Here is a 25,013-nt window from a genome sequence, read left to right on the forward strand (position 1 = left end):
CGCCGCGCCTGTATTTAATAAACGTCGCGCCTGTACCGCCCGCTGTCGGTCAGCCGCATCAGCCGCTCCTCGCCCAGCGCCGCCTCCAGCGCCGCGTGGACGCCCTTCGACATGCCTTCCAGGCTGCCGCAGACATAGACATAGGCGCCGCGATCAACCCAGTCGGCCATCGGCCGCGCGTGTTCCGCCACCAGCGACTGCACATAGCGATGCTCGCCCCCGTCGCGTGAGAAGGCGCGGTCCAGCCGGGTCAGGACGCCCGACGCCAGCCAGGCTTGCAGGTCGGCGTCGTAAAGCGCGTCGTGCGCCCGCGTCCGCTCGCCGAACAGCACCCACGCCCCGCCGGTCTTCTCATGCTGCGCCCGCGCCTTCAAATGCCCGCGCAGACCCGCAATCCCGGTGCCGTTGCCGATCAGGATGATGGGGGCCTCGGGCGGGGGCGCATGGAAGCTGCGGTTGGCGCGCACCCGCATGGCGACCTCGTCGCCGATCTGCACGTCCTGCGTCAGCCAGCCTGAGGCCAGACCCGGAGTCCCGTCCGGGCGCGTCATCAGTCGGATGCAGAACTCCACCCGCCCGTCCGAGGGCAGGGAGGCGACCGAATACTCACGACTGGCCGGCTGCTCGCCGTCGCGGACGGGCAGGCCCACCTCGGCGATGTCGCCCGCCGCCCAGTCAGGCGCGTGGTCGATAGGCTCAAACGCCAGATGCCAGGCCTCGCCGCCGGGGCTGCCCGCGTTCAGCAGGCGCCGCTCGACCAGTCGCCAGCGCTCATAGGCGGGCGGGGTCCAGTCGGGGGCTGAGGTGGCGCCCGTGATCTGGTTCAACTGATGCTGCCAGTGGCGGATGGCGCCCGCGTCGCCGTTGTCCACCTCGACCCGGTCGAACAGGGTCTGGGCGCCGCTGCGCTCCAGCCAGTCGCCGACCGCGTGGCCAAAACTGCAATAGGCGTCATAGGCGCGGTCGCCCAAGGCCAGCAGCCCATAGGTCAGATGCGACAGGTCAGCCTCGGCCTTCATCACCTGCCGCACGAAGCGGGCGGCGCCGTCGGGCGCATCGCCTTCGCCGGTGGTCGAGGCGATGACCAGCAGGCGGCGCGCGCCCTTCAGCGTCTCCAGGTCCAGATCAGCAAAGGACGTGATCCGCGCGCCGACGCCGCCGTCGCCCAGCGCTTGCGCCGTCATCCAGGCCAACTCCTCGCCGAATCCGGTCTGGCTGGCGAAGGCGATCAGCACAGCGTCGTCGCCCGCTGCTTCCGCCAGGGACCGCGCCTGGTCAGCGGCCTTCTTCGCGGCGGCGCGCACGCGCCAGACGGTCAGGCCGATCAGGCCCAGCCACAGGGCGACGGCGACGGCCGTCCACAGCCAGCGGGTCAGGTCGGCGGTCACGATCAGGCTTCTTCTTCGTCCATCATGGCGGCGAAGGCAGGGCTCATCCGATCGACCAGGCCGCGCGGCGTACGCTCGACGAAGTGGGCCGCGATATTCATCGCCTCGGCGAACTCAGGCCCGTCGAACGGACCCAGCACGGTCAGGGCCGTCGCCCACGCGTCGGCGCGCATGGCCGAGGCGTCAAACACCGTCACCTGCGCCAGTCCATTGTCCACCGGCCGTCCGGTCGAACCGTCCAGGGTGTGCGGATAGAGGCGCTCCTGATGCACGAAGGCGCGGCGCCAGTCGCCGGATGTCGCCACCGCCACGTCGAACAGGGCGGCCACCGTATGCGGCGCGGGCGACCCCGGCACGGCCTCGATCTCGACCCACCAGGGCTGGGCGTCCGGCTTGACCCCGCGCCCGAGCAACTCGCCGCCGATCTCGACCAGATGCGAGGTCGCGCCCATCTGGGTCAGACGCGCCGAGACCCGGTCCACGGCGTGACCCTTGGCGATGCCGGAGAAATCGAGCTTCATCCCTCCAGCCTGCACCGCCGCCTGGGCGTCGCGGTTCAGCCTCAGCTTCTGCCAGCCGGACACGGCCAGCGCCGCCCCGACCTCTTCATCGGAGGGCAGGGGGTTGAGCGGATCGCGCGGTCCGGGCGGGCCAAAGCCCCACAGATCGACCAGCGCCCCGAGCGTCGGATCGACCGCGCCGTTGACGTCGTCGGCCAGATCCAGCGAGGCGTTCAGAAGGGCCCAGAAGTCGTCCGACAGCTTCCATGTTCCGGCAGGGGCGCTGTTGAAACGGCTGATCTCGCTGCTCGGCGTCCAGGGGCTGAACAGGGCGATGATGCGCGCCAACTCCTCCTCGATCGCCGCCTGAAAGGCCTCTTGCGCCACACCCGGGGGCGGAATCAGACGCACCGACCAGGTGGTGCCCATGCTCTCTCCCGCCAGCGACCAGATCAGGTCGCTGGGCGGCCGTTCGGGTGCGCGCGTGGTCGGCGGGATCAGGACGCGGGTGTCCTGACGGCCTTCCACCGCCGCTCCGATCTGAAGCGGCGGCGGGGTCGAGCTGGAGCGTGTCGAGGTCAGGGCAGGACTTCCAGCGCGCCGTTCCACGAGGCGTTCGAGCCGGGCTGGCCGTTCACGCCCGCCGTGCGCACCGAGGCGCCCAGCCAATAGAGACCGGCTTCCGGCCAGGTCACGGTGAAGGCGCCGTCAGCGTCCGTCTTGACCGTCATCTCCTGCGGATTGTCGCGATAGCGCAGACCGCCGCGCACCACCGTCACCTCGACATCGGCGGCGGGCTGGCCGTCCTTCAGCAGCTTGAAGGTCGCGGCCTCGCCGGCGGCCAGATCGTTCGGGTGGGTGACGGCGGCCAGTTCCAGACCCTTGCCGACCGTCTTCAGGTCGGTGGGCTCGCCCAGGGTGACAAAGGTTTCGGTGCGGCTGTCGGTGCGCGTGGCCTCGACGTCGGTGGCGTCCGCCGGCAGGGCGGTGGCGAACTCGGCTTCCGTGCCGCGCCAGCGCTTCTGCTCGCCGCCCTGCTTGTAGCTGGCCATGAAGCCCGAGCCGACGTTGGCGACGCGGTAGGTGCCGGGCTGCGACAGATGCAGGTCGAAGCTGGAGCGGTACTTGGCCTGGGTGACGTTCTCGGCCTGGGCGGTCGAGCCGTCCGGCGCCGTGATGGTCAGACCGGCCAGACGCATGGCGGCGTGATCGGGAATGAAGACCCCGTTCGACATGCCGGCGTCGAACCCGACCCAGGCGTCGTTGCCCGACAGCACGGTCGAGGTCGGGGCCAGCCAGGCGCGGTGCGCCTGGGCCGAGAGCGGCGCGGCCAGAACGGCGGCCAGGGTCAGGAAGGCGAACGTCTTCTTCATGGTCAGGGTCCTTAGCGGGTCACGGCGACGCGAACGGCGCCCAGTTCGGTGGAGCCGGTTCCAGCGGCGGTGTTGGCGCCGCCCCAACGGAAGGGCACGCGGACGACCTCGCGGCCGCCCAGTTCACGGGCCGCCTCGACGACGATGTTGTACTGGCCCGCAGGCAGGTTGCGCAGGCGCGCGGCAGGCACGGTCACGGCGTGACGACCGGGGGCCTTGGTCGGGCCGGAAACGCCGTCGGCGGGCATGGCCATGGCGCGTCCGCCCTTGCGCCACCAGGTGCGCAGGTCCTTCAGCCAGTCCTTGCCGTCGCCCTCGTTGTTGCGGGTCTGCTGGTACCAGACGGCCAGGGTCTGCGCCGTCGACTGATCCGGTTTCTCGATCCACACAGCGACATAGGGCCGGTGATAGGAGGCGCTGGAAATGCGCGGCAGCTCGACGTTCACCGTCAGGTCTGCGGCGTTGGCGACGGCGGGCGCAGCGGCGGCGAGGCCGGCGGCGGTCAGGACGAGAGGAAGCTTACGCATGAGGGGAACTCGTCAATGAATGAACAGAAGGGCGATAACGACAGGAATGAGCAGACCCAGAGCCACGATGGGCCAGGTCGAAGGGCGGCCGCGGGCGTGCAGCCACAGCAGGGCCAGGCCCGTGACGGAAAAGATCACGCAGGCCACGGCGAAGACGTCGATGAACCAGTACCAGACCACCCCGGCGTTCCGACCCTTGTGCAGGTCATTGAGGTAGGCGACCCAGCCGCGCGTGGTCTTCTCATGCACGGCCTCGCCGGTTGAACGGTCGATGGTCAGCCATCCGTCGCCGCCGGGGGTGGGCAGGGCGACATAGATCTCGTCCGCCGTAGTCTCGGTGGGTTTGCCGTCCACCTGCACCTTGAAGGCCTCGGCGGCCCAGCGCGCCACCGTGGCGGGCACGGCGTCGGTGGTTTCCTCGGGGAAGTCGGACAGACGCGCCAGCAGGGGCGCGGGCAGGGTCGCCGTCGCCTCCTTCGTCACCGGCTCGGCCGGAATCTGCGCCGCGTGGTTCAGGGTGATGCCGGTCGCGGCGAACAGGATCATCCCGACCAGGCTGACCGCCGCCGAGATCCAGTGCCAGCTGTGCAATTGCTTCAGCCAGAACGACCGTTTGGCGTTCAACGCCGCCTTGGGTTGGGCGGCGGTCTTGGCGGGATGGGCTGCGGCTTCACTCACCATATGGCTGTGCCATACCTTGCGAACGATTTGCAATACCGTTTAGGCGTCGGAATGTCGCGGGGCGGGCTTGGGGACGCCCCTTATGCCGCCCTTATGCGCGGCGGCCGCTTTCCGCATGGCCCTCTTACGTCCCGAAAGCGTCTCCTGCGGCTCTAACTGAGCTGGAGGTGTCGGCATGGCCGATGGGATCTTTCTGGCGATTGGCGGCGGGGCCTTTCTGGCCTTCGCCGCCCTCGCTGTTGCGTTGAAGAGGTTGTGACGATGGTGCTGAACCTCCTGTGGGGCGCCGGCGCCCTGGTTATCGCCGGCTACATGGTTGCGGCCCTGCTGCGCCCTGAGCGGTTCTGAGCGGAGCCGCCTCAAGATGAATATTCAAGGATGGGCGGAAATCGCCCTGACCCTCGGTCTGGCCGTCGTGCTCGGCTGGCCGATCGGGGTCTATATGTCGCGGGTCTGGAACGGCGAGCGCACCTGGCTGGACCCGGTGCTGAAGCCGGTGGAGGGCCTGTTCTATCGCGCCGCCGGGGTGGACCCGACGCGCAGCCAGGGCTGGCTGGGTTACGCCGGCGCCCTGCTGGCCTTCAACCTGGCGGGGTTTGTCCTGCTCTACGCCATGCTGCGTCTGCAAGGCGTCCTGCCGATGAACCCGCAGGGGTTTGACGGCGTCAGCCCGCACCTGGCCTTCAACACCGCCGTCAGCTTTGTCACCAACACCAACTGGCAGAGCTATGGCGGCGAGACCACGCTGTCGACCTTCACCCAGATGGTCGGCCTGACGGTGCAGAACTTCGTCTCGGCGGCCACCGGCGCGACCATCGCGGCGGCGCTGGCCCGCGCCTTTATCGCCAGTCGCGGCGAGGGCGTCGGCAACTTCTGGGCCGACCTGACGCGCACCAGCCTCTATGTCCTGCTGCCCATCGCCTTCATCGTCGCTGTGGTTCTGGCCGGTCTGGGCGTGGTGCAGTCGCTGGCGGCCTCGGCCCAGGCGACGACGCTGGAGGGCGGCCAGCAGACCATCAGCCTGTTCCCGACCGCCAGTCAGCTGGCGATCAAGCAACTGGGCATCAACGGCGGCGGCGTGTTCAACGTCAACTCGGCCCACCCGCTGGAAAACCCCACGCCTCTGACCAACCTGATCACGGCGATCAGCATCAACGTCCTGGGCTGGGCGGCCTTCTTCGCCTTTGGCCGCAGCGTTCTGGCCAAGCGGGACGTGCGCGCCCTGGTGGTGGCGGCGGTCATCCTGCTCGGCGGCGCCGCCTCGGCCCTCTATGTTATCGAAACCCAGCCGGCTCCGGCCGCCATCGCCGCCAGCGTCGATACCTCGGTCGGCAATATGGAGGGCAAGGAGGTCCGCTTCGGCGTGCCGTCCTCGGTCGCCTGGGCGGCCCAGACGACGGGCGCCTCGAACGGCTCGGTCAACTCCATGCACGCCAGCTACATGCCGCTGGGCGGGGCTGTGACCATGTTCCTGATGCAGTTGGGCGAGATCCTGCCTGGCGGGATCGGGTCGGGCATCGCCGTCATGGTGCTGATGGCCATGCTGTCGGTCTTTGTCGCAGGGCTGATGGTCGGTCGCACGCCTGAATATCTGGGCAAGAAGATCGAGGCGCGCGAGATCCAGTTCGCCATGCTGGCGGTCCTGGTCGTGCCCCTGTCGGTGCTGGGCTTCTCGGCCATCGCCGCCGTCCTGCCCGAAGCGTTAGCCGGTCTGCTGAACAAGGGGCCGCACGGTCTGTCCGAGGTCCTCTACGCCTATACCTCGGCGACGGGGAACAACGGTTCGGCCTTCGCCGGTCTGACCGCCAACGCCCCCTGGTGGAACACCACCCTGGGTCTGGCCATGCTGCTGGGCCGGTTCGTCCCCGCCGTCGCGGTGCTGGCTGTCGCCGGGGCCCTGGTCGCCAAGCCCAAGCTGGCGCCCTCGACCGGGACGCTGCCGACCCATGGCCCGCTGTTCATCGGCCTGCTGATCGGGGTGATCCTGATCCTCGGCGGTCTGCAGTTCTTCCCCGCCCTCTCGCTGGGTCCGATCGTGGAGCATTTCGACATGCTCCAGGTCGTGGCCCGGTTCTGATCGGATAATCTCATGACCCAAATTACGCTCGATCCGTCGAGCCCCCCATCCCTCCAAAGAGGCCCGACCCCCATTGCGGGCGGTCTGACCGGGGCCATGCTCGGCCGGGCGCTCGGCGACGCCGTCGTCAAGCTGAACCCGACCAAACTGCTCAAGAACCCGGTGATCTTCGCCACCTGGATCGTCGCCCTGCTGGCGACCGCTTCGGCGGTCGTGGCGGTGGTCAGCGGCCAGGCGGCGGGCTTCGCCATCCAGCTGGCGCTGTGGCTGTGGGCCACGGTCCTGTTCGCCAACGTCGCCGAAAGCATCGCCGAAGGGCGTGGCAAGGCGGCGGCGGACAGCCTTCGGGCCACCCGCGTCACCACCAAGGCCAAGTTGATCGTCGATCCGAAGACCGGCACGGTCGTTCCGACCCCGGCGGGGGAGCTGGAGATCGGCTCCATCGTCCTGGTCGAGGCCGGCGACGTCATCCCGTCGGACGGCGAGATCATCGAAGGCGTCGCCTCGGTCAACGAGGCCGCCATCACCGGCGAAAGCGCCCCCGTCATCCGCGAAAGCGGCGGCGACCGCTCCGCCGTCACTGGCGGCACAACGGTCGTCTCCGACTGGATCAAGGTGCGCATCACCTCGGCCCCCGGCGCCACCTTCCTCGACCGCATGATCGCCATGGTCGAGGGCGCGGACCGCAGGAAGACGCCGAACGAACTGGCCCTGTCTGTGCTGCTGGCCGGGCTGACCCTGGTCTTCCTGATCGCGGTGGCCAGCCTGCTGGGTCTGGGCGCCTATTCGGGGATCAAGCTGGATCCCATCGTTCTGGGCGCCCTCTTCATCACCCTGATCCCGACGACGATCGGGGGGCTGATGTCCGCTGTCGGCATCGCCGGCATGGACCGGTTGCTGAAGGTGAACGTTCTGGCCACCTCGGGCCGTGCGGTGGAGGCGGCAGGCGACGTCGACACCCTGCTGCTCGACAAGACCGGCACCATCACCTTCGGCAACCGCATGGCTGTCGAGGTCATCACCGCGCCGGGCGTGCGTCCCGAGGCGGCGATGCGGGCGGCGGTCATGGCCTCGCTGGCCGACGAGACGCCGGAAGGCCGCTCCATCGTTGAGCTGGGCCGCAACGCCGGCGTGACGGGCGATCTGCCCGCTGGCGCGAAAACCATCCCGTTCAGCGCCGTGACCCGCCAGTCGGGTCTGGAAGCCGACGGCCAGTCGTGGCGCAAGGGCGCGGTCGACGCCGTGCTGAAATCCCTGGGTCTGGCCGAAAGCGCCGCGCCTGCCGAGTTCCGCGCCGCCGTGGACCGCATCGCCCGTTCAGGCGGCACGCCGCTGGCGGTGGTCGAGAACGACGCCTTGGTCGGCGTCATCCACCTGAAGGACGTGGTCAAGCCGGGGGTCAAGGCCCGCTTTGCGGACCTGCGCCGCATGGGCCTGCGCACCGTCATGATCACCGGCGACAACCCGGTGACGGCGGCGGCCATCGCGTCCGAAGCCGGGGTCGACGACTTCCTGGCCGAGGCCACGCCCGAGGACAAGATGCGCCTGATCAAGGCGGAGCAGGCCAAGGGCCGTCTGGTCGCCATGTGCGGCGACGGGGCCAATGACGCGCCGGCCCTCGCACAAGCCGATGTCGGCGTGGCCATGCAGACCGGCGCCCAGGCCGCCCGTGAGGCCGGCAACATGGTCGATCTGGATTCAGACCCGACCAAGGTCATCGAGATCGTCGAGGTCGGCAAGCAACTGCTGATCACGCGCGGCGCCCTGACCACCTTCTCGATCGCCAACGACGTGGCCAAGTATTTCGCCATCATCCCGGCGATGTTCGTGGTCGGTCTGCCGTCGCTGGCGGCGCTGAACGTGATGAAGCTGTCCAGCCCGGAGAGCGCCATCCTGTCGGCGGTCATCTTCAACGCCCTGGTCATCATCGCCCTGATCCCGCTGGCGCTGCGCGGGGTGAAATACCGCGCCGTGGGGGCCGGAAAACTGCTGGGCCGCAACCTGCTGATCTACGGCCTGGGCGGCCTGATCGCCCCCTTCGTCGGCATCAAGCTCATCGACATCGTCATCTCCGCCCTCGGCCTGGCCTGAAGCCCGCCCTGAGACGCCAAGGAAACTCTCATGCGTAAACCCAACTTCCCCAAGGCTTCCGGCGCCAATGATGCTCTGTTCGGCGGAGCCTGCCTGGTCGCCATCATCGCCCTGGGCCTGTGCAGCACGCCGGCCAAGGCTGATGATGCAGCGGCTGAAAAGACCGGCCCTGACCTTGCCTTCAACGCCGCCGTCGGCACCGACTATGTCTTCCGCGGCGTCAGCCAGACCGAAGGCGATCCGGCGATCTCCGCCGGGGTCGATGTGACCCAGGGCCTGTTCTACGCCGGGGCCTGGGCCGGCAACGTCTCCTTCGCCGGGGACGCCGACACCGACGCCGAGATCGACCTCTACGCCGGCGTCCGGCCCGAGTTCGCCGGTAACAACTGGGACTTCGGCGTGGTCAGCTACTTCTACGTCGGCCAGCCGGACGGCGCCGACTACGACTATGTCGAGCTGAAGGCCGCAACCTCGCGCGCGGTCGGCCCGGCTACCCTGGGAGCCGCCATCTACTGGTCGCCCGACTTCTTCGGCGCGTCCGAGGACGAGGCGACCTATGCCGAGATCAACGGCGCGATCAGCCCCGCCGACAGGTGGACCATCTCGGCGGCTCTGGGCCGTCAGTGGGTGTCCTCCGACTTTGACTACACCACCTGGAACCTGGGCGCGGCCTGGCAGCTGACCGACCATCTGGCGCTGGATGTCCGCTATTTCGACACCGACGAACACGACTTCGGCGCCGCCTATGACGGTCGCGTCGCAGCCAGCGTGAAGGCGACCTTCTGATGCTGAACCACATCCGCCCGGCGATCGTGATGATCGCCCTGTTCACCGGCGTTCTGGGCGTCGCCTATCCGTTCGCGGTGACGGGCGTGGCCCAGACGGTCTTCTCGGAGCAGGCCGACGGCAGCCTGGTTCGCGACAAGGCCGGCAAGGTGGTCGGCTCGGCCCTGGTCGGGCAGACCTTCGCCGAGCCGGGCTATCTGCACCCGCGTCCCTCGGCGGCGGGCGACGGCTATGACGCGTCGGCGTCTTCCGGCTCGAACCTCGGCCCGCTGAACCCGGACCTGATCGCCCGGGTCAAGACGGACGCCGACGCCCTGCGGGCTGAAACGGGGGCGACGGTCATCCCCGCCGACGCCGTCACGACCTCGGCCTCGGGCCTCGACCCGCATATCTCTCCGGCCTACGCTGAGCTGCAAATCGCCCGCATCGCCAGCGCGCGCGGGGTAGGGGAGGCGCAGGTGCGCAAGGTGATCGGACAGCATGTCGAAGGCCGCACGTTCGGCGTTCTGGGCCAGCCGCGCGTCAATGTGCTGCTGACCAATATGGCGCTGGACGCCCGCTTCCCGCGTCCTGCGGAGGGCTGATGGCGCCGCCCATCCTCCCGACGAGCAAGACCCCGGCCGCCCCGCGAAAGCGTGGGCGGCTGAAGGTTTTTCTGGGCATGTCGCCCGGCGTCGGCAAGACCTATGAGATGCTGCGCGCCGCCCGCCGCCGCAAGGTCGAGGGCGACGACGTGGTCGTCGGGGTGGTCGAGACCCACGGCCGCAAGGAGACCATGAGCCTGCTGCGCGGGCTGGAGGTCATGGCCCGCAACCCCATCGCCTATCGCGACCGGACCCTGCTGGAGTTCGACATCGACGGGGCCATCGCGCGACGGCCCGACCTGTTGCTGGTCGACGAATACGCCCACTCCAACGCCCCCGGATCGCGCCATCCCAAGCGCTGGCAGGACGTGGAGGAGATCCTGGACGCCGGGATCGACGTCTGGACCACCCTGAACGTCCAGCATCTGGAAAGCCTGTCGGACGTGGTGCTGCGCATCACCGGCATCAGGCAACGTGAAAGCGTGCCGGATAGCGCCCTGTCCCGCGCCGACGACATCGAGGTGGTGGACATCACCCCGGAGGAACTGCGCAAGCGGCTGGCCGAGGGCAAGGTCTATGTGCCGGAGACGGCGCGGCTGGCCTCGGACAACTTCTTCAAGGTCGAGAACCTGACGGCCCTGCGCGAACTGGCCCTGCGCCGCGCGGCCCAGACAGTGGACGATCAACTGACCGCCCGCCTGCGCGAGCAGGGGATGACCGGGCCTTGGGCGGCGGGGGAGCGGATTCTGGTCCTGGTCGCGGGCGATCCTCTGGCCGGGCCTCTGGTCCGCGCGGGGCGGCGGCTGTCGGACATGATGATGGACGCGCCCTGGACCGTGGCCCACGTCGACCGGCCCTCGGGCGCGCGCCACGGCGTCGGCTCGGCGGGCAAGCTGTCGGACGCGCTGAAGCTGGCGGAGCAACTGGGCGGACGGACGGTCGTCCTCAGCGGCGACGACGTCGTGCGCGCCGTCATGGATCACGCCCACCAGAACAACGTCACCCAGATCGTTCTGGCCAAGGGGCGCGACAGCCGTCTGTCCGAATGGCTGGGCCGGTCGCTGGCCGCCGAACTGCTGCGTCAGGCGCGCGGGGTGGCCGTCCACGTCATCACCGACGGGGTCGATCTGGAGGAGAAGACGCCGCGTGAGCCGCGCGTGGCGTTCACTGGCGGCTGGCGCGGCTATGCCGTCGGCGCGGCCTGCGTCGTCGCCGCCACGGGAGTGGCCCTGCTGCTGGACCGGACCTTCGAGCGCGTCGATCTGGGCGTCATCTATCTGTCGGCGGTGCTGGCGGCGGGGGTGCTCTATGGCCTGCGCCCGGCGCTGGCGGCGGCGACGGTCGCCTTCCTGACCTATAACTTCCTGTTCCTGCAACCGAAGTTCAGCTTCGCTATCGGCTCGCCGACCGACCTTCTGACCTTGGTCGTCTTCTGGGCCGTGGCCTTGGTCACAGGCGTGCTGGCCGGGCGCGTGCGCGAGCAGGCCAAGACGGCGCAGCGGCGCGCCTCGGCGGTTTCGGCCCTGCTGGCCGCCAGCCAGCGCCTGACCGGTGTTGGCGACCGGACGACCGCCGCGCGGATTCTGGCAGAACAGACGGCGGCGGCGGCGGGCGCCGGGGCCGTGGTTCTGCTGCCCGTGGATGACGAACTGACCCTGATCGCCGGGGCGCCGGGCAAGCCCGAACTGGGCGCCGAGGCCATGGCCGCCGCCCGCTGGGCCTGGGAAAAGGGCGAACCGGCGGGGCACGGCACCGGCACCCTGCCGCAGGCGCGCTGGACCTTCCGCCCCCTGCAGGGCGTGCGCGACCGGGCGGGCGTGGCCGGGATCGAGGCGGCGGCCCTGTCGCCCGGTTCGGACGAGGAAAAGCTGGCCCTGGCCCTGCTGGATCAGGGCGCCGTGGCGGTCGAGCGCGCCGATCTGGCGGGGCAGGCGGTCGAGACCGAGACCCTGCGCCGCACAGATCGCTTCAGAGGCGCGCTGATGAACTCGGTCAGCCATGACCTGAGAACGCCGCTGTCCACGGTGCTTGGGGCCTCGACCACCTTGATCGACCTCGGCGATAAGCTGAAACCCGCCGTGCGCGCGGACCTGCTGCTGTCGATCCGCGAGGAGGCCGAGCGCCTCAGCCGCTATGTCGGCGACCTCCTGGACATGACCCGGCTGGAGGGCGGGGGCCTCAACATCCGCGCCGACTGGGTCGATGTGCGCGACGTGCTGAACGCAGCGGGCCGGCGGGTGGCGCGGCGTCTGGGCGAGCGGAAAATGACCCGCGACTTCCCGGCCGAGCTCAGTCTGGTCATGGTCGATCAGGGGCTGCTGGAACAAGCCCTGGTCAACATCCTCGAGAACGCTATCGCCTATAGCCCCGACGGCTCAACCGTCGAACTGGCCGCCTATGAGGACCGGGGCGCAGTCGTCATCTCCATCGAGGACGAAGGCGTGGGCATTCCGACCGCCGAGCTGGAACGGGTCTTCGACAAGTTTCGCCGCATGGAGGAGCCGTCCGACCGCACCAAGGGCGCCGGTCTGGGTCTGGCCATCGCCAAGGGCTTCGTCGAGGCCATGAACGGCCGCATCGCCGCCGCCAGCCCCATTCAGGATGGAAAAGGCACCCGCATCCTGATCAGCCTGCCCAAGGCCGTCGTCACCCACCCGAGCCTGCTCTAAGGTCCGCAGCATGGCCGCTGTCCGCCCCCAGATTCTCGTCATCGACGACGAGCCGCAGATCCACCGCTTCCTGTCCCCGGCGCTGGACGCCGCCGGCTATGAGCCGCGCCGCGCCGACAGCGGGCAGGAGGGCCTGCGCGGCATCGCCCTGTGGAGCCCCGACGCCGTGGTGCTGGACCTCGGCCTGCCCGACATGGACGGCAAGGACGTGCTGGCCCGCGCCCGCGAATTCTACGCCGGTCCCATCATCATCCTGTCGGCGCGCGACAAGGAGGCCGAGAAGATCGCGGCCCTGGACCTGGGCGCCAATGACTATGTCGAAAAGCCCTTCGGCGTCGGCGAATTGCTGGCTCGCGTCCGCGCCAACCTGCGCCAGGCCGCGCCGCGCGTGGAGGCGACGGGGCCGCTGACGGCGGGCGAGGTGGTCATCGATCTGGAGCGCCGCCGGATCACCCGTGCGGGCGACATCGTGCGCCTCACGCCCAAGGAATACGACGTCCTGGCCCATCTGGCGCGCAAGGCCGGCAAGGTGGTCGGCCACCGCGACCTGCTGACCGCCGTCTGGGGCAAGGCCCACGTCGACGACACCCAGTACCTGCGCGTCGTCATCGGCCAACTGCGCCAGAAGCTGGAGGTCGACCCGGCCCAGCCGCGCCTGATCGCGACCGAGCCGGGCGTGGGCTACCGGCTGGCGGACTGACGCGGCCGAGCGCTTGCGTCAGCGGGGACGCTCGCCCCTCGCCAGCGACGGCAGACAGGCCCCGTCGGCCGCGGGCGCGAGCCCCGGCGATGCCAGGCCTGTGTTCCAGTTCCACGCCATATCGGCGGCCTTTCGCCGGCACACCGCCTGCTCGTGCAGGGCGAACATGCGGGGGGCGGCGGGCTGGACCTGCGGTTCGTCCGCGAACACCATCTGCGACCCGGCCTCGGCGAAGGGCGGCCAGTCAGGCGCGCCCGGAGCAGACGGCGCGCCCGTCCGGGCGAAGCTGACCCAGTAGTCGACCATGGCGGACGACAGGCCTTGGTGTTCCGGCGTCGCGGGGACCTTCGGCCAGCGGGGCGGCGTACGGTCCAGATTGCCGAACATGAAGGGCAACTCGCTGGCGTGGAAGGCGTGCAGGCCGGCGGCGTCGGCGGCGGGATAGCTGTGGTCGAACAGATAGAGGAAGGCGGGCCGCCCCAGCGCGCCCTGGGATCGCACCAGGCGTTCGGAGGTCCAGCCATAGAGGGCGTCGCGCGTGGTCGCCAGGATGCTCTCGCCCATGTCTGCGGCGGGATAGAGCGCCAGGAAGACGTCAGCGAGATCGCCGTAGCGTTCCCGGATAAGGCGTTCGTAGTCCGCCGCCTCGGCGGGCGCCGCGGGGGCCAGCATCCGCAGCGACCGGATCTCGCCGCTGTTGAATCCCGTCAGAAGCGGGACGTCCGCCTGTCGCCCGCGATCGAAGATGTCGATCAACTGGTCGGGCAGGACGACGCCGTCGACGGCGGCGAACGGCGAGAAGCCGGCCAGGGCGGCGGCGTCCGTCAGCCTCTGGGCGTCCATGGTTCTCAGCGCACGCAGGCCGGGCGCCTGAAGTGGACGGTGAAGCGCCGCGCCCGCCTGTTCGGCCGCTGGAGCGCCGTAGCGAGCCGTCTTGAGAACCGGCGTCGAGATCATGTAGGCGCTCTGGGCGATCGCCTTGTCGAACAGGCCTTTCGCCAGGGGCGACGCCATCAGGTAGAGGACGCTCAGGCCTCCGGCGGATTCCCCCGCTATGGTGACATTGTCCGGGTCTCCGCCGAACGCCGCGATGTTCTTCTGCACCCAGCCGAGCGCGGCGATCTGATCGAGGAGGCCGTAGTTGCCCGAAACGCCCAGGGGGGATTCCGCGCTGAGCTCGGGATGGGCCAGGTAGCCGAGGACGCCCAGGCGATAGTTGATGGAGACGACCACCACGCCCTTCGCGGCCAGCGCCGCCCCGTCGTAGAGAGGCTCCTTGCTTGATCCCGCCAACAGGGCGCCGCCGTGAATCCATACGATGACGGGAGCCTTGGTCGCCGTCGCCGGGGCCCAGATGTTGAGGCTGAGGCAGTCCTCGCTCGTGGCGCCGAGGTCCTGCGAGTAGATGGAGGCGACCTGCGGCGTGGGCTGAATGCAGGCCGGCCCGAAACGGGATGCGTCCAGAACCCCCGTCCGCTGCGGCGCCGGGCGCGGCGGACGCCAGCGGTTCGGGCCGACCGGCGGTGCAGCATAGGGCAGTCCTCGATAGACCTGGAGTCCGTCCTCCAGGCGTCCGCGCACGGCGCCCTCGGAAACGGCGGCGATGGGAGCAGTGGACGCGGACGGCTCGGCGGCGACCGCCGGGGCTGCGACCATCGAGAGCGCCGCGCAGAGGATTGAGAGACAGTCGGCGGGCTTCATCGGGCGGCCTCCGTGATGCGGTCCGCACGCCCCAGAACCTTGGCGAGCCAAAGGAAAAGCCCGATCGCCACGAGATAGACCGGCGTCAGGGCGTAGAGGGCGATCTGCAGCGAGTTCTCCGGGTGGGTGGCGCGGAAGGCGTCGCTGGCCAGGCCGACGAAGGTGGGACCGACGCCCATGCCGATGAAGTTCATCACCAGCAGCAGAAGCGCCCCGGACATCACCCGCTGATTGGGCTGAACCTCTGCCTGGACCAGCGCCACGGACGAGGAGAGGTAGAAGTAGTTGAGGAAGGTCGGCAGGGTCAGGAAGGCGAGCGCCAGAGGCCAGGTCGGCGCCCAGATGAAGGCGATATAGAAGGGAACGGCCAGGGCCAGCGAGGTGGCGGGCAGAAGGGCGTAGGCCCTTTTCGAGCGGCGGGTGAAACGGTCGATCAGCCAGCCGGAGGCGAAGATGCCGGCGCTCATGCCGACGCCGACGACAATGGCGTACCAGAGCGCCACATCGGCCAGGGTCATGCCCTTTTCGCGCATCAGGAACAGGGTGGCGAAGTTGCCCAGGCCATAGGTGATGATCTGCGTCACGCCGCTGCCCAGCGCCGCCAGAACCAGGGCGGGGCGCGAGAAGAACATGCGGACGGTGGACCAGAAACCGGCCTTCTGCACGCCATCGGCCCTGGCGGGGTCCAGAGCGCCCCGTCGGGGTTCGCGCACGATCAGCATCAGCAGCAGCGCCGCGCCCACGCCGACCAGTCCGATCGCCACGAAGGCGGCGCGCCAGCTGAAGGCCGCGGCCACCGATGCGCCGAAGGCGATGCCGATGGCGGCGCCGATGGGCGGGCCCAGGTTGTAGATGCCCAGGGCCATGCCGCGGCGACCGGGCGGGAAGGAATCCGTGATGATGGCGTAGGAGGGCGGTACGCCCCCCGCCTCGCCGAAGCCGACTGTCATCCGCGCCGCCGCCAGCTCGCCGAAGTTGCGCGACAGGCCGCAGGCGACGGTCGCTGCGCTCCAGATGCCGCAGGCGACGGCCACGACGGCCACGCGGTTGGTGCGGTCCGCCAGCCAGCCCACCGGAATGGCGATGAAGCAGTAGAAGAATGCGAAATACAGCCCGCCCAGAAGGCCGAGTTGGCCGTCGCTGATATGAAGGGTGTCCTGGATCGGCTTGGCGAGGATAGACAGCAGCTGTCGGTCGAGGAAGTTCAGCACGTAGATGAACCAGAGCGCGCCCAGGGCCACCCAGGCCTGGCGGCTGACCGGCGTCGAAGGCGGCGCGGCGATCGTCGGATGTCTCATGAACGGTTCCTCGTGAAGCGGGCCTTGGGGCCCGTCTATTTTTCGGGATGGATCAGGGCTTCGTAGACAAGGGCCCGCGCGCGGCTGCGAAACGCCGCGCTGACGGGGTCGGCCATCCGCTGGGTCAGGCCGACGAAGATCAGGTCGTTTTCGGGGTCGATCCAGAACCAGGTGCCGCCGCCGCCGCCCCAGCTCAGGGTCCCGCGTCCCTCCGGCGCGCCCAGCGCCGCGGGGTCCAGGACGACCGAGAAGCCCAGGCCGAAGCCCAGGGCCGGGCTGAAGGGCAGAAGACGCAGGGCGTTGGGCACAGCGAGCACAGCCGGCGAGACGGCGTTGGCGCTCATGAGGGCCACGGTGTCGGGCGCAAGGATGCGGACGCCGTCAAGCGATCCCCCGTTGAGGATCATCTGGCAGAACCGCCCATAGTCCGTCGCCGTCGACAGCAGCCCCCCGCCTCCGCCCTGATAGCGCGGCGCGCGCGTATAGTCGTTGATGGCCAGGTCGAAGACGTGGGTCGCCTCCTGCAACCCGCCCGCGCCGTCATCGCTGTAGATGGTCGCCAGGCGCGCCTCATTGTCGGGGCGGGTCTGGAAGCCCGTGTCGACCATCCCCAGCGGCACGAAGATGCGGTCCCGAAGAAAGTCGCCGAAGGTCTGGCCGGACAGGCGCTCGACGACGAGGCCCTGAAGGTCGGCCGCAATCGAGTAGAACCACTCCTCGCCTGGCTGGAACATCAGGGGGATGCGGGCCGCCCGACGGGCCAGTTCGTCGAGGCTGGCCGCCCCCAGCACCGAGGCGTCGCGATAGGCGCGCTCGACCGGGTGGACGTCGAACAGGCCGTAGCCAAGGCCCGCGGTATGGCTCATCAACTCGCGCAGGGTCGGCGCCCGCCGGGCCTTTTCGGTCAGCAAGGCCCCGTTCTCGTCGACGCCGCAATAGACCTCGGTCGTCATGAACTCGGGCAGGACGGTGGTGATGGGGTCGTCCAACGCCCAGAGGCCCTCTTCAAAGAGGATCATCATGGCCACGGCGGCGACCGGCTTGGTCATTGAATAGATGCGAAACAGCGCGTCCCGCGCTAGCGGCTGCGCTTCGCCCAGACGCGCGTGACCGAACGTCCTGAAGGCGGCGACCTCGCCATGCCGCATCAGAAGGGCGGCGGCGCCCGCGACCTGACCCTCCTCGACCAGACCGGCCATGAAGGCGTCCAGCCGATCAAGACCGCTACGGCTGAAGCCCAGGTCGTCGGGCCCGGTCGAGAAGATCAGGCCCCCTGCGTCAGGCATCGTCGGCGGCGCTCCGGCGTTCGGCTGCACGGCTCTGGCAGATGCCGATGAAGCCATGGGCCATGAAGGCGGCCATGCGGGCCTTGATGGCTTCGAAATCGTCGGATCGGCACAGGCCGCCGGACAGGTGGTCGATCCGGCCGGTCCGGGCCAGCGTCAGGGTCAGGGCGCCGGTTACGAAGTGATAGCCCCAGAAGATGTCTTCGTCGGCGCAGTCGGGCAGGGCTTGTTTCAACAGGCCGATCAGCCGCAACACCACGGGATCATAGAGGCGGTCCATCACCTCGGCGCCCCAGGTGGGGGTGTTGTTGATCTGGGCGCTCAGCGCGCCGAAATGACGCCAGCCGTCGCCGCCGGTCGAATAGGTGTCGAGGTCGGTGTCCAGAAAGGCGCGCAGGGCGCCCTCGACCGTCGGCCGGCCCTGGACCTGGGCCTCATAGGCGTCGAGCGCCTCCATCCGTCGACCCACGGTGATGGGCGCGCGGCGCGCCATCACCTTGTCGAAGACTTCCTGTTTGTCCGTGAAATAGTAGTGGATCAGGGATTTGTGCACCCCGACCTTGTCGGCGATGTCCTTGATGGTGACGCCGTGAAGGCCGTTGCGAGAAAACAGGTCCTCGGCCGCGTCCAGCAACTGTTCGAGGCTCTCTGCACGCTGTTCGGCTTTGCGGCGGGGTTTGCGGACGGGAGTGGAAGACATGCGCTGGACCTCGATGCGCCCGGCCGCGACCTGTCGGTGCGCCGATTCCGGGACGGAAACAGCCGCCACTCTATGCGTCCCCGAACACGGCGCGAAGCTGCGTCTTGTTGATCTTGCCGGTTGCGGCCAGCGGCATCTGTTCGACCGTGAGGATCTGGTCGGGAATCCACCAGTCCGCGATGCGGCCCTTCAGCGCCGCTTTGAGTTCGGCCGGGTCCAGGGCTGCATCGCCGGTCGGTTCGACGATCATGACCGGACGCTCGCCCCATTTGGCGTCGACGCGGCCGATCACCGCCACCAGGCTCACCGAGGGCAGGGCGCCGATGATCTCCTCGATCTCCATCGGATTGATCCATTCGCCGCCGGACTTGATCAGGTCCTTGGACCGGCCCGCCAGGGCGAGGTTGCCCGCATCGTCGATCTTCGCAAGGTCGCCGGTGTCGAACCATCCCTCGGCGTCCAGCGCTGAGGCCTCGGCGCCATAGTAGCGCTGGATGACGCTTTGCCCCCGCACCTTCAGGCGGCCCACGGCGTTGCGCTGGTCATCCAGGGGCCGTCCGGCCTCGTCGGTCAGCAGCAGGTCTAGACCCATCGGCGGGCGTCCGGCGCCGCGCCGGGCGTCCGGCCGCGCCGTGGCGGGCGAGATGGCGCCGAGCGGCGACAGTTCGGTCATGCCCCAACTGGTCTGAACCGTCACGCCAAGGCGGCTTTCCAGCCGTTGCAGCAGGGCGTCGGGGCAGGGCGCTCCGCCGAGGATGATGCGCCTCAGCGACGGCAGGTCGCCGCCGGTCAGGTCCAGATGATCGACAAGACCGAGCCAGACGGTCGGCACGCCGACCGCCACGGTGGCGCCGTGCGACCGGATCAGTCGCTCCAGCGCCGGTCCGCCCGTGACGCGCCCGGGCAGGACCAGGCTCGCGCCCACGGCCGGTGCCGCGAAGGGCAGGCCCCAGGCATTGGCGTGGAACATGGGAACCGCGACGAGGATGACGTCCTCCGCCGTCAAGGCCATGGCGTCGGCTTGCAGGGACCGGATGGTGTGCAGGTAGTTGGAGCGATGGGTGTAGCCGACGCCCTTGGGCGCCCCTGTGGTTCCAGAGGTGAAGCAGAGCCCGGCGAGGGTCGTCTCCTCGAAACCGCCCCACGCAACGGGCCGGCCCTTGGCGGCGATCAGCCTCTCCAGGTCGAAGACGCGCGCCTCGCCCTGATCAGGCTCGCCGTCCAGAAGGATCAGATGTTCAAGGTTGGGACAGGCGACCATAAGGGCGTCGCCCAGGGGGCGCAGGTCGGCGCCGATGGCCAGAACCCGATCGTCCGCCTCGACCACCATGGTTGCGAGCTGGGCCAGGGTCAGACGCGGATTCAGGGTGTGGCAGACCATGCCCGCTCCCATGGCGGCGTACCAGACCTCCATATGGTTCTGCGTGTTCCACGCCAGGGTCGCCACGCGGTCGCCCGGTCTCAGTCCCAGGCCGAGAAGGGCGCCGGAAAGCCTGTTGGCCCGGTCGCGGAGATCCCGATAGCCGATCGTCTGGTCGTCGTCCGGCCCGCCTGCGGTGACGACCCGCGCCGCGCCGTGCCATTTGGCGCCGTGATCGAGGAAGCGATCAACGGTGAGCGCATAATCCTGCATGAGGGCGGGAGTGAAGCCGGTCATCCGTGGGGTAGGTCCAGACACAGTTACAAGGGCCGGGGAGGGCCGGAAGCGGGGACGCGCCAGGCGCCCCCGTCAGGTTTTTAGAAGGTCTTGGTCAGGTTCAGGCCGAACTGCCGCGGCGGACCCGCGTAGCGAAGACCGGCGTTGATTGCGGCGATATAGGTCTGGTCGGTCGCGTTCTGGGCGTAGGCCGCCAGGGTCCAGTCGCCGGTCCGGTAGCTCAGCAGCAGGTTGACCAGATTGCGAGCCTCCAACCGGTCGCCCAGGGCCGCATTGTTGAAGATGGTCGTGTAGGCCTCGCCGATGTGGGCGAAGTCGATCCGCGGCGACAACGTCGCCCCGTTGGCGAAGGCGAAGTCGTACTGGACCCCCATGTTGAAGGTCACTTCCGGCGCGTAGCTCTGGCTATTTCCGCTCAGGTTGAGGCAGTTGACGCTGGCCGGGCCGCTCGTCGCGTCACAGGCGCCGGATCGGGCCACGCGCGGATCGGCGGCATAGAATTCGCCCAGCTCCGATTTCGAAATGGCTCCGCCGACATCGATGGTCCAGGCGTTGAGACGAATCTGGGCCGAGGCTTCCAGGCCCATCAGCCGGGTCTGGTCCGCCACGTTCATGATGGAGCTGAACAGGGGATATTCGGGATCGCCGATGGCGACCTGGAAGCCCTCATAGACCATGTAGTAGGCGCCCAGCTGCGTGCGCACCCGGCCGCCGAACATCGTCGATTTCCATCCGATTTCGTAATCGGTCACGTCTTCGGGGCCGAAGTCGCGCGGCGGCACATAGAAGTTGGGCGCGTTCAGCCCGCCCATCTTGAAGCCGGTGGCGACGAAGCCGTAGAGGAAGTTGTTCGCATCGACCTTGTAGTTGACGCTGAGCTTGCCGGTCGTCTTTTCGGCCGTCACTTCCGAGTCCTGGAACAGGATCAGGTTGAACGCCGGATAGGTCGTGTAGACGTCGTCGTTTCTGGATGTGGACTTCGACCAGCGCGCCCCGAACTGGACCTGCAGTCGCTCCGAAATATCGTAGCTGACCTGACCAAAGACGGCCCGGGTCTCCTTGGGGGTGTCGCCGAAGATGTAGTAGTCCAGCACGCCTTCGGGGAAGCCGACGTGATAGGCCCCTTCCGGGAAGGTGGTCACGGGGAAGGTCACGTTATCCTGCTGCCAGAAGGCGCCCAGCAGCCAGGTCAGGCGCTGGTTGTCAGGCGAGATCAGGTTGATCTCCTGGGACCAGACGTCTTCCTCGACCCGATCATAGAAGGTGTTGTTTAGCGCGCTGGTCCCGTCCAGGTCGGTCGAGAACTCGCTGACGCCGTCTTGATAGCCGGTGATCGAGCGAAGGGTCAGGCCGTTGTCGAAGACGTAGCTGACGTTCAACGACACCCGCGCCGTCTCATCCTTGCCCGAATGCGGCCCGTTGGCGGTGATCTTGAAGGGATCATTGGTCGAGAGGGCGGGATCGGCCGGATAGCCGCCGAAGTCGAGATTGTTGTAGTCGCCCTTCACCAGCACGCGCAGGCTCGGCGTCGGGTTCCACAACAGGCTGGCCCTGAGGCTGTTCATGTCCACGTCGCCCGGGCTGCCCCGATAGGGGCCCGTGATGTCGTGGAAGCTGCTGCGCTGCTCGCTGTTGAAGGCGAAGCGCGCGGCCAGGGTATCGCTCAGCGGCAGGTTGACCGCGCCCTGGGCCTTGCGGTTGTCGTAGTTGCCGACCTGGCCCATCACATAGCCGTTCACGCCCGAGAAGTCGGGGTTGCGCGAGGTGATGAAGACCGCGCCGCCCGTGGCGTTGGTGCCGGCGAAGGTGCCCTGGGGGCCGCGCAGCAGTTCGACGCTGCCGATGTCGTAATAGGGCTCGGTCTGGAAGTAGCCGGGGAAGACCGGGACGCCGTCGCGATAGGTGGTGACGCCGACGCCGATGGCGGTGGTGGGCTCTGATTTGCCGATGCCGCGGACGTTGAAATAATTGCCCTGGCCAAAGTTCTGGACCGTGGTGGAGGGCGCCACGAACTGCAGTTGCTCCAGCGAGAAGACGCCCCGATCGGCCAGGCTTTCACCGGAAAGAACCGTGGCGGCGACGGCGGTCGTCTGCAGGTTGCTGGTGCGCCGTTCGGCCGTCACAACGACCTCTTCCACCGTCACGGCGGCGTCGTCCGCCTGCACCGTGGGGCGATTGGCGACGTCCTGGGCCTGGGCGGCCCCGGCCCATAGCAGCGCTGCGACAGATGTCGTTATCCAGAGCCTGTCGGCCATGGTCATTCCCTCCGGTTTCCTCGGCGTTCTGACGACGCCATAGGGTCAAGCTTTCATTCAATGCGGGTCTTGTCAACATTCACTAGCCGGCGAGTGAATGTTGACGTTTTGGCGAGTTTGTCGTCACCTGCCGGCCGCGGGCGCGCTCGCCAGGACAGCAGGAGGGACCATGAAGATTGATCTGACAGGCCGCACGGCGATCGTGACGGGGGCGGGCGGGGGCCTGGGGCGTTCGCATGCGCTGGCGCTGGCGCGGTACGGCGCCCGGGTGGTGGTCAACGACATGTCGGCGGTCGGCGCCGAGGCGGTGGCGGCGGCGATTCGCGAGGCCGGGGGGCAGGCTGTCGCCTGCGCCTGCAGCGTCACTGACCGCCCGGCGGTCGAGGCCATGGTCGCGGACGCCGTCGCGCGCTGGGGATCGCTGGATATCGTCGTCAACAACGCCGGGATTCTGCGCGACCGGACCTTCGCCAAGATGGATCTGGATGACTTCGCCGCCGTCATCGACGTCCATCTCATGGGCTCGGTCAATGTCACCAAGGCCGCCTGGCCGCACATGCGGGCGCAGGGTTACGGGCGGGTCGTGTTCACGACCTCGTCGTCGGGTCTCTACGGCAATTTCGGCCAGTCGAACTACGCTGCGGCCAAGATGGCTCTGGTGGGCTTGATGCAGACCCTGGCGCTTGAAGGCGAGAAGTCGGGCATCCGGGTGAACTGTCTGGCGCCCAGCGCCGCCACCCAGATGACCGAAGGCCTCTATTCGCAGGAGGCGCTTCAGGGCCTATCGACGGATCTGGTCAGTCCCGGCGTGGTCGCTCTCGTCGCTGAAGACGCGCCGACCCGAATGGTGCTCCTGGCCGGGTCCGGCGGGTTCGAGCAGGCCCATATCACCATGACGCAGGGGGTCTATATCGGTGACGCCCCGGACGCGGCCGATCGGTTGCGGCAGTGCTGGCCTCAGGTGTCCGATCGGGCCGGAGAGGCGACGCCCGCCTCCGGGTCGGCCCAGTACCAGCATGAAATCAATCACCCCGGGCGGGCCTCGGCCGCTGCGGCTTGACGCGCCACCCGGCCTCTGGGGGGAACAGCGACGGCGGCGCTCAGGCGGCGGCCGCCACCGCATGACGCGACAGGGCCAGGCGGATGGCGTTCAGCAGGGCGTCGGGCTGGATCGGCTTTTGCGCCACCCCGTCCATGCCCGCCGCCAGATACTCGGCCTCGTCGCGCGGGTCGGCGTTGGCGGTCAGGGCCAGGATGGGCACGGCGGACGCCGGGCCGGGCAGGGCGCGGATGGCCCGCGTCGCCGCCACCCCGTCCATCACCGGCATCTTCACGTCCATCAGGATCAGGTCGAAGGGGGCGAGCGCGGCCCGCTCCACCGCCTGGCGCCCGTCGTCAGCCGTCTCATGGGTGCAGCCGAACAGCGCCAGCACCTTGCCCGCCACGAAGCGGTTGGCGGCGTTGTCGTCCACCACCAGGACGTGCAGGGTCTCGTGCGTCGTCGGCGCGGCGGTCCGGTCGTCATGGCTGCGGGCGTCAGCCTCGGCCAGCGGCAGGTGCAGGTCGAAACGGAACCGGGCCCCGCCGGCGGGCGAGCGCTCCAGCCTCAGCGTCCCCGCCATCCGCTCGACGATCTGGCGGCAGATGGCCAGGCCCAGGCCTGCGCCCGCGCCCTGGCGTCCGGCCTCGCCGGTGTTGAAGGGCTCGAAGATGGCGGTCGCCGCCTCGTCGCTGACGCCCGGCCCGCTGTCGTCCACCACGGCCTCCAGCCGCACCCGCCCGTCGTCCAGCCAGGTGCTCAGGCTGACCTCGACCGCGCCGACTTGCGTGAACTTCAGGGCATTGCCGATCAGGTTGTTGAGCAGTTGCTTCAAACGCATCTCATCGCCGACGACCCAGCGTGCGGCGCCCGTCTCCGTCGTGACCGTCAGGCGCAGGTTCTTCTCCTCTGCGCGCGGCCGCCACAGGGCCGACAGGTCGGCGGCCACGGCGTCGAGGTCCAGCGGCGCCGGCTCCAGCGTCAGGACGCCCGCCTCGGCGCGTGACATGTCGAGGGCGTCCGTCAGCAGGCGCAGCAGGCTGGCGCCGGAGTCCAGAATGGTGCGGACATAGGGGCGAAGGGCGTCTTGCGTCAGTTCGCGCTCCATCAGGGCGGCGACCCCCAGCACCCCGTTCAGCGGCGTGCGGATCTCGTGGCTCATCACCGCCAGGAACTCGGACTTGGCGCGGCTGGAGGCGCGGGCCTCGGCCTCGGCGCGGACCAGGTTCTGGGCCAGTTCGCTCATGGCCTCGGCGCGGCGCTTGTGGATGGCCACCCCGGCTTGCAGCACATGCAGCCCCGCGCCGACACCGACATAGCGGCCGCGCGACACGACGATGAAACCCTTCAGCAGGGCGCCCAGCCCCGCCGCGTCCATGGTCTGGAACAGGACGTCGGCCGAGGCGTCGGCCTCGACCATCAGCGGGTTCGGGTCCATCAGGGCCGAAACCGGACGCCGCGCATAGAGGGCGCGACCGAACTCGGCGGCCATCTTCAGGGTGAAGGCGTTGCGCTCGATCAGGCCGACGGGGCGACCCTCCTCGTCCACCACGGCGATGACCAGGGTGTCGGGTTCGGCTTGAAAGCGGTCGAAGGCTTCGGCCCCAAAGGCCTCGGGCGCCATGGGCGGCGCCGCCTCGACGAAGTCTCCGATCCTGGCCATTCTGTCGCCCCTTCCGCGTTTTGCGAGAGCGCAGTTAG

The 25,013-nt window shown here is 68.9% G+C and carries 20 protein-coding genes; 8 read left to right on the plus strand and 12 right to left on the minus strand.

Annotated elements, in window-relative coordinates:
• Nucleotides 1–14 precede the first annotated feature (14 nt).
• From P0Y52_01280 to P0Y52_01300, 5 genes are read right to left on the minus strand one after another with little or no spacing between them, the layout of a single operon-like run.
• Nucleotides 15–1,388 carry a sulfite reductase subunit alpha gene (locus P0Y52_01280; protein ID WEK58197.1) on the minus strand — a complete coding sequence of 458 codons (1,374 nt, stop codon included), beginning with the start codon at nt 1,386–1,388 and terminating at the stop codon, nt 15–17.
• 2 nt (nt 1,389–1,390) lie between these two features.
• On the minus strand, nt 1,391–2,497 hold the full coding sequence (locus P0Y52_01285) for an FAD:protein FMN transferase (GenBank protein ID WEK58198.1): 1,107 nt from the start codon (nt 2,495–2,497) through the stop codon (nt 1,391–1,393).
• Entirely contained in the window at nt 2,467–3,261 is a 795-nt protein-coding gene (locus P0Y52_01290) for a DUF4198 domain-containing protein (protein WEK58199.1), read from the minus strand. The genes P0Y52_01285 and P0Y52_01290 overlap by 31 nt, the downstream gene beginning before the upstream one ends.
• An 11-nt stretch (nt 3,262–3,272) precedes the next feature.
• The gene (locus P0Y52_01295; protein WEK58200.1) at nt 3,273–3,788 is read right to left on the minus strand and encodes a DUF2271 domain-containing protein; all 516 of its coding nucleotides are present in this window, start codon (nt 3,786–3,788) and stop codon (nt 3,273–3,275) included.
• A 12-nt stretch (nt 3,789–3,800) separates the two neighbouring features.
• On the minus strand, nt 3,801–4,469 hold the full coding sequence (locus P0Y52_01300; protein ID WEK59421.1) for a PepSY-associated TM helix domain-containing protein: 669 nt from the start codon (nt 4,467–4,469) through the stop codon (nt 3,801–3,803).
• Between the two features lie 261 nt (nt 4,470–4,730).
• Here P0Y52_01300 and P0Y52_01305 point away from each other — a divergent pair, with 261 nt between their 5' ends.
• The 7 genes from P0Y52_01305 to P0Y52_01335 are packed head-to-tail and all read left to right on the plus strand — an operon-like array spanning nt 4,731 to nt 13,376.
• Nucleotides 4,731–4,817 (plus strand): potassium-transporting ATPase subunit F, encoded by an 87-nt coding sequence (locus P0Y52_01305; protein WEK59422.1) that lies wholly within the window; start codon nt 4,731–4,733, stop codon nt 4,815–4,817.
• A gap of 16 nt (nt 4,818–4,833) precedes the next feature.
• Nucleotides 4,834–6,546 (plus strand): potassium-transporting ATPase subunit KdpA, encoded by a 1,713-nt coding sequence (gene kdpA, locus P0Y52_01310; protein WEK58201.1) that lies wholly within the window; start codon nt 4,834–4,836, stop codon nt 6,544–6,546.
• A gap of 12 nt (nt 6,547–6,558) precedes the next feature.
• Nucleotides 6,559–8,637, plus strand: a complete 2,079-nt coding sequence (gene kdpB, locus P0Y52_01315) for a potassium-transporting ATPase subunit KdpB (protein WEK58202.1) — start codon at nt 6,559–6,561, stop codon at nt 8,635–8,637.
• A 30-nt stretch (nt 8,638–8,667) separates the two neighbouring features.
• Nucleotides 8,668–9,423 carry a TorF family putative porin gene (locus P0Y52_01320; GenBank protein WEK58203.1) on the plus strand — a complete coding sequence of 252 codons (756 nt, stop codon included), beginning with the start codon at nt 8,668–8,670 and terminating at the stop codon, nt 9,421–9,423.
• On the plus strand, nt 9,423–10,007 hold the full coding sequence (kdpC, locus tag P0Y52_01325) for a potassium-transporting ATPase subunit KdpC (GenBank protein WEK58204.1): 585 nt from the start codon (nt 9,423–9,425) through the stop codon (nt 10,005–10,007). Before P0Y52_01320 ends, kdpC begins: the two co-directional genes overlap by 1 nt.
• Complete coding sequence (locus P0Y52_01330; protein ID WEK58205.1) at nt 10,007–12,676, plus strand: sensor histidine kinase KdpD; 2,670 nt, start codon at nt 10,007–10,009, stop codon at nt 12,674–12,676. Before kdpC ends, P0Y52_01330 begins: the two co-directional genes overlap by 1 nt.
• 10 nt (nt 12,677–12,686) lie before the next feature.
• On the plus strand, nt 12,687–13,376 hold the full coding sequence (locus P0Y52_01335) for a response regulator transcription factor (protein ID WEK58206.1): 690 nt from the start codon (nt 12,687–12,689) through the stop codon (nt 13,374–13,376).
• 18 nt (nt 13,377–13,394) lie between these two features.
• Here the strand turns inward: P0Y52_01335 and P0Y52_01340 are convergent, their stop codons facing one another.
• From P0Y52_01340 to P0Y52_01365, 6 genes are all read right to left on the minus strand, one after another.
• Entirely contained in the window at nt 13,395–15,032 is a 1,638-nt protein-coding gene (locus P0Y52_01340) for a carboxylesterase family protein (protein WEK58207.1), read from the minus strand.
• A 41-nt stretch (nt 15,033–15,073) separates the two neighbouring features.
• Nucleotides 15,074–16,375: an MFS transporter gene (locus tag P0Y52_01345; protein WEK58208.1), complete on the minus strand. Its 1,302-nt coding sequence runs from the start codon at nt 16,373–16,375 to the stop codon at nt 15,074–15,076.
• Nucleotides 16,376–16,410: 35 nt separating this feature from the next.
• Entirely contained in the window at nt 16,411–17,661 is a 1,251-nt protein-coding gene (locus P0Y52_01350; protein WEK58209.1) for a serine hydrolase, read from the minus strand.
• Nucleotides 17,654–18,361, minus strand: coding sequence for a TetR/AcrR family transcriptional regulator (locus tag P0Y52_01355; protein ID WEK58210.1), 708 nt, complete (start codon nt 18,359–18,361; stop codon nt 17,654–17,656). Before P0Y52_01355 ends, P0Y52_01350 begins: the two co-directional genes overlap by 8 nt.
• 70 nt (nt 18,362–18,431) lie before the next feature.
• Nucleotides 18,432–20,018 (minus strand): AMP-binding protein, encoded by a 1,587-nt coding sequence (locus tag P0Y52_01360; GenBank protein WEK58211.1) that lies wholly within the window; start codon nt 20,016–20,018, stop codon nt 18,432–18,434.
• A gap of 80 nt (nt 20,019–20,098) precedes the next feature.
• Entirely contained in the window at nt 20,099–22,273 is a 2,175-nt protein-coding gene (locus P0Y52_01365; protein ID WEK58212.1) for a TonB-dependent receptor, read from the minus strand.
• A 169-nt stretch (nt 22,274–22,442) separates the two neighbouring features.
• Between P0Y52_01365 and P0Y52_01370 the strand changes: the two genes are divergently transcribed.
• Nucleotides 22,443–23,333 (plus strand): SDR family NAD(P)-dependent oxidoreductase, encoded by an 891-nt coding sequence (locus P0Y52_01370; GenBank protein WEK58213.1) that lies wholly within the window; start codon nt 22,443–22,445, stop codon nt 23,331–23,333.
• 40 nt (nt 23,334–23,373) lie between these two features.
• Here P0Y52_01370 and P0Y52_01375 read toward each other — a convergent pair whose 3' ends face one another.
• Entirely contained in the window at nt 23,374–24,975 is a 1,602-nt protein-coding gene (locus P0Y52_01375; protein WEK58214.1) for an ATP-binding protein, read from the minus strand.
• Between the last annotated feature and the right edge of the window lie 38 nt (nt 24,976–25,013).

Source organism: Candidatus Brevundimonas phytovorans, assembly GCA_029203145.1.
In the GTDB taxonomy this organism is placed as follows: domain Bacteria; phylum Pseudomonadota; class Alphaproteobacteria; order Caulobacterales; family Caulobacteraceae; genus Brevundimonas; species Brevundimonas phytovorans.

Bases quoted from the DNA above. Each gene is read 5' to 3' on its own strand.
- P0Y52_01290 (WEK58199.1), bottom strand. From the start codon at position 3,261: ATGAAGAAGACGTTCGCCTTCCTGACCCTGGCCGCCGTTCTGGCCGCG.
- P0Y52_01295 (WEK58200.1), bottom strand. From the start codon at position 3,788: ATGCGTAAGCTTCCTCTCGTCCTGACCGCCGCCGGCCTCGCCGCCGCT.
- P0Y52_01300 (WEK59421.1), bottom strand. From the start codon at position 4,469: ATGGTGAGTGAAGCCGCAGCCCATCCCGCCAAGACCGCCGCCCAACCC.
- P0Y52_01305 (WEK59422.1), top strand. From the start codon at position 4,731: ATGGTGCTGAACCTCCTGTGGGGCGCCGGCGCCCTGGTTATCGCCGGC.
- kdpA (WEK58201.1), top strand. From the start codon at position 4,834: ATGAATATTCAAGGATGGGCGGAAATCGCCCTGACCCTCGGTCTGGCC.
- kdpB (WEK58202.1), top strand. From the start codon at position 6,559: ATGACCCAAATTACGCTCGATCCGTCGAGCCCCCCATCCCTCCAAAGA.
- P0Y52_01320 (WEK58203.1), top strand. From the start codon at position 8,668: ATGCGTAAACCCAACTTCCCCAAGGCTTCCGGCGCCAATGATGCTCTG.
- kdpC (WEK58204.1), top strand. From the start codon at position 9,423: ATGCTGAACCACATCCGCCCGGCGATCGTGATGATCGCCCTGTTCACC.
- P0Y52_01330 (WEK58205.1), top strand. From the start codon at position 10,007: ATGGCGCCGCCCATCCTCCCGACGAGCAAGACCCCGGCCGCCCCGCGA.
- P0Y52_01335 (WEK58206.1), top strand. From the start codon at position 12,687: ATGGCCGCTGTCCGCCCCCAGATTCTCGTCATCGACGACGAGCCGCAG.
- P0Y52_01340 (WEK58207.1), bottom strand. From the start codon at position 15,032: ATGGTCGCAGCCCCGGCGGTCGCCGCCGAGCCGTCCGCGTCCACTGCT.
- P0Y52_01345 (WEK58208.1), bottom strand. From the start codon at position 16,375: ATGAGACATCCGACGATCGCCGCGCCGCCTTCGACGCCGGTCAGCCGC.
- P0Y52_01350 (WEK58209.1), bottom strand. From the start codon at position 17,661: ATGCCTGACGCAGGGGGCCTGATCTTCTCGACCGGGCCCGACGACCTG.
- P0Y52_01355 (WEK58210.1), bottom strand. From the start codon at position 18,361: ATGTCTTCCACTCCCGTCCGCAAACCCCGCCGCAAAGCCGAACAGCGT.
- P0Y52_01360 (WEK58211.1), bottom strand. From the start codon at position 20,018: ATGACCGGCTTCACTCCCGCCCTCATGCAGGATTATGCGCTCACCGTT.
- P0Y52_01365 (WEK58212.1), bottom strand. From the start codon at position 22,273: ATGGCCGACAGGCTCTGGATAACGACATCTGTCGCAGCGCTGCTATGG.
- P0Y52_01370 (WEK58213.1), top strand. From the start codon at position 22,443: ATGAAGATTGATCTGACAGGCCGCACGGCGATCGTGACGGGGGCGGGC.
- P0Y52_01375 (WEK58214.1), bottom strand. From the start codon at position 24,975: ATGGCCAGGATCGGAGACTTCGTCGAGGCGGCGCCGCCCATGGCGCCC.